The organism is Streptomyces sp. NPDC057654, from assembly GCF_042800135.1.
Classification (GTDB): Bacteria; Actinomycetota; Actinomycetes; order Streptomycetales; family Streptomycetaceae; genus Streptomyces.
On the sequence record NZ_JBHVHQ010000005.1, the window covers coordinates 36,841 to 42,840 of the forward strand.

Sequence of the window (6,000 nt, forward strand, 5' to 3'; positions counted from 1 at the left end):
CCTCCCTTGACAACGTCGTCGTAAAGGTCGCAGCCTACCTTCGAGTCATCATCGGTCACCGGTAACCGACTACCGAAGGGTAATTTATGGGCGCGCAGCCCGGCGGAACCCAGCGAGTGCGGGGGTACTGCACGCTGTGCCGCTCCCGCTGCGGCGCCGTGTACACCACCCGGGACGGCGACCTCATCGACGTACAGCCGGACCCCGAGCACCCCACCGGCGCCGCCCTCTGCCCCAAGGGCCGGGCCGCCCCCGAGATCGTGCGCAGCCCCCGCAGGCTCACCCGGCCGCTGCGCCGCACCACGCCCAAATCCGACCCCGACCCGCGCTGGCAGCCCATCGGCTGGGAGGAGGCCCTGTCCGAGACCGCCGAGCGGCTCGGCCGGATCCGCGCCGTGAGCGGGGCGGAGGCGGTCGCGTTCGCCGTGGCCTCGCCCAGCGGGTCGCCGCTGTCCGACTCCATCGACTGGATCGAGCGGTTCATCCGCCTCTTCGGCAGCCCGAACATCTGCTACTCCACCGAGATCTGCAACTGGCACAAGGACTACGCGCACGCCTTCACCTTCGGCTGCGGCCTGCCCATGCCCGACTACGAGTCCGCCGACCTCTCCATCCTGTGGGGCCACAACCCCGCCAAGACCTGGCTCGCCCAGTCCACCGCCCTCGGCCGGGCGCGGGCGCGCGGCGCGGCGCTCGCCGTCGTCGACCCCCGCCGCTCCACCAGCGCCCTCCAGGCCGACCACTGGCTGCGCGTCCTCCCCGGCACCGACGCCGCCCTCGCCCTCGGCCTCGCCCGCCTGCTGACGGAGCGCGGCACGCACGACACCGCCTTCCTGCGCGCGTGGAGCAACGGGCCCCTGCTCGTACGCGCCGACACCGGCCGCTTCCTGCGCGCCGAGGACCTCCGGCCCGGCGCGGCCGGCTACGTCGCCTGGGACGAGACGGAGAGCGCGCCGCGCGTCTGCGACACGGCGTACGCGACGGACCACCCCGAACGGCTCGCCCTGTCCGGCCGACGGCGTGTCCTCACGCGCAGCGGGCCGGTGGAGTGTCTGCCCGCCTTCGAGCGGTACGCGGAAGCCGCCGCCGAGTGGACGCTCGCGCGCACCAGCGCGGTGACGACCGTGCCCGAGCGGCAGATCAGCGAGTTCGCCGACGCCCTCGGACAGGCCGAGTCGGTCACGTACCACTCCTGGACCGGCGTCGGGCAGCACACCAACGCCACCCAGACCGACCGGGCCATCGCCACCCTCTACGCCCTCACCGGCTCTTTCGACGCGCCCGGCGGCAACGTCATCCTGCCGGGCCACCCCGTCAACGCCCCCACCGACTTCGCGCAGCTCGCCCCCGAGCAGCGGGCCAAGGCGCTCGGGCTGCGCGAGCACCCGCTCGGCCCGCCCGCCCACGGCTGGGTCAACGCCCGCGACCTGTGCACGGCCATCACCACCGGCGAGCCCTACCGCGTACGGGCCATGGCCGCCTTCGGCGCCAACCTGCTGCTGTCCCAGCCCGACCCGCGGCGGACCGCCGAGGCCCTGCGCGCCCTGGAGTTCTCCGTCCACCTCGACCTGTTCCCCACCCCCACCGCCGAACTCGCCGACATCGTGCTGCCGGTCAACAGCCCCTGGGAGCACGAAGGGATCAGGGTCGGTTTCGGTACGGGCCAACGCGCCCAGGAACACGTGCAGTTGCGGCCCCGCATGGCCGAACCCGTCGGCGAGACCCGCTCCGACACCGAGATCGTCTTCGACCTCGCCGGACGGCTCGGCATGGGCGCGGACTTCTTCGGCGGCGACATCGAGGCGGCCTGGGACCACCAACTGGCCCCCCTCGGGCTCACCGCCGCCGAACTGCGCCAACACCCCGGTGGCGTACGGCTTCCGCTGGACACCCGGTACCGCAAGTACGCGGAGCGCACCGACTCCGGAACGGTCGCCGGGTTCGACACCCCCACCCGCCGCGTCGAGCTCTACTCGCAGCGTCTCGCCGACCACGGCTACTCGCCCGTCCCCGTCCACACCGATCCCCCCGCCGCCCCCGACAGCCGCTACCCCCTGACGCTCACCTGCGCCAAGAACGGCTACTTCTGCCACAGCCAGCACCGTTCCCTCACCTCCCTGCGCCGCCGCGCCCCCGATCCCACCGTGGACCTGGCGACGGAGGCCGCCGCCGAACGCGGCATCCGGGACGGCCAGTGGGTGCGGCTCACCACCCGCAACGCCACCATCCGCATGCGCGCCCGGATCGACGACAGCCTGCACCCCTCGGTCGCCGTCGCCGAGTACGGCTGGTGGCAGTCCGCGCCCGACCTCGGGCTGCCCGGGTACGACGTGCTGGCCCAGGAGGCGGCGGAAGGGACGAGCGCCAACTACAACCTGCTGATCGACGACGAGTTCACCGACCCCGTCAGCGGCTCCGTCCCGATGCGCTCCGCCTCCTGCGACATCCGCCCCGCCGACGACGAGACGGAATGGGCCGGACGCCGGGAGTTCCGGGTCGCCGGGCTGGAGCGCGAGTCGCCGGACGTGCTGACCGTACGGCTGGAGCCGCTGGACGGCCGGCCGCTGCCCGGCCACCGCGCCGGAGCCCACCTCACGCTGCACCACCCCGACGCGGCCGACCGCAGCTACTCCCTCACCGGCCCCGCGCGCCGCACCGAAGGGGGAGGGGACCGCGACGGCTACAGCGTCGCGATCCGGCACGTGCCCGGCGGCAGCTTCTCCGGCCTCGTGCACGAGCGGCTGCGCGTCGGCGACCGCGTCGCGGCCACCGGCCCCGACGGCAACTTCGCCATCCCCACCGACCTCGAACTCCCCGTCGTCCTGCTGGCCACCGGCGTCGGCATCACGCCGTTCCTCGGCTACCTGGAGACGCTGGCCGCCGTCGGCGGCACGGTCCCCGAGGTCGTCCTGCACTACGGCAACCGCAACTCCGAAGGCCACGCCTTCGCCGCCCGCATCGCCGAACTCGCCGCCCGGCTGCCCGCGCTGCGCGTCGTCAACCACTACAGCCGCCCCCTGCCCGGCGACGAGCAGGGCCGTACGTACGACCGTACGGGCCGGATGAGCGCCGCCGACGTCTCACCGGACCTCATCGAGCGCCGCGCCCGCTTCTACCTCTGCGGGACCGAGGACATGCTCGCGGACCTGACCGACGGCCTGCTGGCGCGCGGTGTGCCGCGCTTCGAGATCTTCTCCGAGAAGTTCCACGCCGCCGCCCGCGAGATCGCCGTCGCCGACGACGCCCGGCACACCGTGCGCTTCGCCCGCTCGGACCGGGAGATCACCTGGCGCGGCACGGACGGCACCCTCCTGGACGTCGCCGAGCGGGAAGGGCTCGCCCTGTCCAGCGGCTGCCGTGTCGGGCAGTGCGAGAGCTGCGCCGTGACCGTACTCTCCGGCGAGGTCGCGCACCGCGTCGAGCCGAGCGACGGCCTGCCCGACCGTACGTGCCTGACCTGCCAAGCCATCCCCCGCACCGACCTCGAACTGGACGCCTGACCGCGCCCCCGGGAGAACGCATGCTCAACATCACCGCCGAACAGACCGCGCGGCACCTGGAGTTCGACGCCCTCATCCCCGCGCTGCGCGACGGGTTCGCCCGCGGCGCGCACGCGCCCGACCGCCACCACCACGCGGTCGACGGCGCGCCCGGCGCCACGCTGCTGCTCATGCCCGCCTGGTCCGAGGGCGGCTACCTCGGGGTGAAGCTCGTCGACGTCTTCCCCACCAACTCCGCGCTCGGCAGGCCCGCGCTGTCCTCCGCGTACGTCCTCGCCGACGCGACCACCGGCGAGCACCTGGCGCTCATCGACGGCGACGAACTCACCCGGCGGCGCACCGTGGCGACGTCCGCGCTGGCCGCGAGCTACCTCGCGCGCCCCGACAGCGACGTGCACCTGGTCGTCGGCACCGGGCACATCGGCAGCCTGGCCGCCGCCGCGCACCGCAGCGCGGTCGGCACGTCGACGGTCCTCGTGTACGACCGGAAGCCGGAGCGGGCCGAGGCGCTCGTGGGCGCGCTGCGGGCGGACGGCATGGCGGCGCGGCCGGTCGCGGACCTGGAGGCGGCGGCGCGCGAGGCGGACCTCATCACCTGCGCCACGCTCGCGGAGGAGCCGCTGATCAAGGGGGAGTGGCTGCGGCCCGGCGCCCATCTCGACCTCATCGGCAGCTTCCGGCCGTCCATGCGCGAGTCGGACGACGCGTGCGTGCGCCGCGGGACCGTGTTCGTGGACACGCCGACCGCGCTGCGCGAGTCGGGCGATCTGCTCCAGCCGATGGCCTCCGGCGCACTGCGGGCCGAGGACATCGCGGGCACGCTCCCCGAGCTGTGCCGAGGCGAGGTGAAGGGGCGTCAGAACGCCGCGGAGATCACGGTGTTCAAGTCCGTGGGCGGCGCGGTGGCGGATCTGTCCGCGGCGGCTCTCGTGTACGAGCGGGTGGCGGCGGAGAGCGCCCCGTCGGCCTGAGCTGTTCGAGCCTGTAGAGGCGTCAGCCGCCGATGCTCCACGAGACGGTGCCGTCGGCCGTGACCAGGGCCGCGAGGACGATCAGGTCGGCGGCGCCGAGGGCGAGGCCCAGCCGGGCCCGGCCGCGGCGCTGGGTGGAGCGGGCCAGCGCGAGGGCCCCCAGGACCAGGGCGCAGGGGCCGAGGACGAGGTTGAAGACCAGCAGCCCGACGAGGCCGAGGACGAAGGAGGCCACCGCCATGCTGTCGGCGTCCTTACGGCGGAGGCCGCGGGTGGCGGCGGGCTTGGGGGCCGCTGTCCCGGCGTTCGCCGTGTCGTACGGGCTCGTGGTGCGTTCCGGTGCTGAGACGGTCATCGGTCAGCGCTCCCTTGCACGTTCGCGGACGGTGAAGACGAGGAGCCAGAGGGCGATGGCGGCCGCGGCGGGGATCAGGAAGTGCAGCGGGGTGTGTGCCGCGGCGCCCACGAGGACCCCCAGCAGGAGGAATGCGGCGACGAGGAAGATCATGTCGGGCCTTTCCGGGTAGGGGGCCTTGATCCGGTGTGCCTTGATCCAACAGTGAGTGAACAACTGGAATCACAACTGTTCACTGACTTCCTCAGTCTAGCGTTGCCCAATCCGGAGAACGGTTGTTTACTGAATGATATGAGTCACACGACCGGGGTCAGGCAGGCCCAGAAGCAGAAGACCCGTCAAGCGCTCCTCGACGCGGGCCTGCGCCTCCTGGAGGACCAGAGCCTCAGCAGCCTCGGGCTGCGCGAGGTCACCCGCGTCGTCGGCGTCGCCCCGGCCGCCTTCTACCGGCACTTCCGGGACATGGCCGACCTCGGTGTCGCGCTGGTCGAGGAGGCGCTCGGCAGCCTGCACGCGATGATCCGCTCGGTCCTCGCCGAGCAGGACGGCGCCGAGGAGCGCATCGACCGCACCGTCGAGGTCGTCGCCGAGCACGTACGCGCCCACCCCGCCCACGTCCGCTTCGTCGCGCGCGAACGGCACGGCGGCGTACGGGCGGTGCGCGAGGCGATAGGCGAGCAGCTGGCGCGGTTCGCCGACGAGGTGGCCCAGGCGCTGGCCGGCCAGGCGGAGCTGGAGGGCTGGGGCGAGCGCGACGCGCACATGCTCGCCTCGCTCTACGTCGACCATCTGGTGATGACGGCGTCCGCCTTCCTGGAGGCGACGCCGGAGGAGGCGGAGCGGATCGCGGGCCGGGCACGGCGGCAGCTGAGGCTGATCAACCTCGGCTGCCGCCACTGGCTCGACGAGTAGCCGGGGCCGTACGGACTCGGGCTGTGTCAGTCGGAGTCCGGGACCACCGCCACCGGGCACGCCGAGTGCAGCAGCACCGCGTGCGCCACCGAGCCCAGATGGTGACCGATCGTCAGCCGCCGGCGGCGCCGGGCGACCACGACGAGATCGGCGTCCCGCGACGCGTCCACCAACTGCCCGGCCGCGTCGCCCGGTTCGACGCGGACCTCCACCTCGACCTCCGGGTGACGCTCGCGGTGCGGGGCGAGGTGCACGCTCACCT

General features: G+C 73.5%; 6 protein-coding genes. 3 read left to right on the plus strand and 3 right to left on the minus strand.

Features of this window, described 5'->3' with window-relative positions; genetic code table 11:
• Positions 1-86 precede the first annotated feature (86 nt).
• Together ACFU99_RS01210 and ACFU99_RS01215 are read left to right on the plus strand one after the other, a co-directional pair.
• Complete coding sequence (locus ACFU99_RS01210) at positions 87-3,500, plus strand: molybdopterin-dependent oxidoreductase (protein WP_384383992.1); 3,414 nt, start codon at positions 87-89, stop codon at positions 3,498-3,500.
• 20 nt (positions 3,501-3,520) lie between these two features.
• The gene (locus ACFU99_RS01215; protein WP_384383994.1) at positions 3,521-4,471 is read left to right on the plus strand and encodes an ornithine cyclodeaminase family protein; all 951 of its coding nucleotides are present in this window, start codon (positions 3,521-3,523) and stop codon (positions 4,469-4,471) included.
• Between the two features lie 22 nt (positions 4,472-4,493).
• Here the strand turns inward: ACFU99_RS01215 and ACFU99_RS01220 are convergent, their stop codons facing one another.
• Both ACFU99_RS01220 and ACFU99_RS01225 read right to left on the minus strand, forming a co-directional pair.
• Positions 4,494-4,826: a hypothetical protein gene (locus ACFU99_RS01220; protein WP_384383997.1), complete on the minus strand. Its 333-nt coding sequence runs from the start codon at positions 4,824-4,826 to the stop codon at positions 4,494-4,496.
• 3 nt (positions 4,827-4,829) lie between these two features.
• Entirely contained in the window at positions 4,830-5,042 is a 213-nt protein-coding gene (locus ACFU99_RS01225) for a hypothetical protein (protein WP_384384000.1), read from the minus strand.
• Positions 5,043-5,117: 75 nt separating this feature from the next.
• Here ACFU99_RS01225 and ACFU99_RS01230 point away from each other — a divergent pair, with 75 nt between their 5' ends.
• Positions 5,118-5,738 carry a TetR family transcriptional regulator gene (locus ACFU99_RS01230; RefSeq protein ID WP_384384003.1) on the plus strand — a complete coding sequence of 207 codons (621 nt, stop codon included), beginning with the start codon at positions 5,118-5,120 and terminating at the stop codon, positions 5,736-5,738.
• 26 nt (positions 5,739-5,764) lie between these two features.
• On the opposite strand, the gene ACFU99_RS01235 is transcribed toward ACFU99_RS01230, so the two are convergent.
• The coding region (locus tag ACFU99_RS01235) for a universal stress protein (protein WP_384384006.1) at positions 5,765-6,000 on the minus strand (236 nt) is incomplete at its 5' end.

Excerpts from the sequence above, each read along its gene's own strand:
- ACFU99_RS01215 (WP_384383994.1), top strand. The coding sequence starts at position 3,521 with ATGCTCAACATCACCGCCGAACAGACCGCGCGGCACCTGGAGTTCGAC.
- ACFU99_RS01220 (WP_384383997.1), bottom strand. The coding sequence starts at position 4,826 with ATGACCGTCTCAGCACCGGAACGCACCACGAGCCCGTACGACACGGCG.
- ACFU99_RS01210 (WP_384383992.1), top strand. The coding sequence starts at position 87 with ATGGGCGCGCAGCCCGGCGGAACCCAGCGAGTGCGGGGGTACTGCACG.
- ACFU99_RS01230 (WP_384384003.1), top strand. The coding sequence starts at position 5,118 with ATGAGTCACACGACCGGGGTCAGGCAGGCCCAGAAGCAGAAGACCCGT.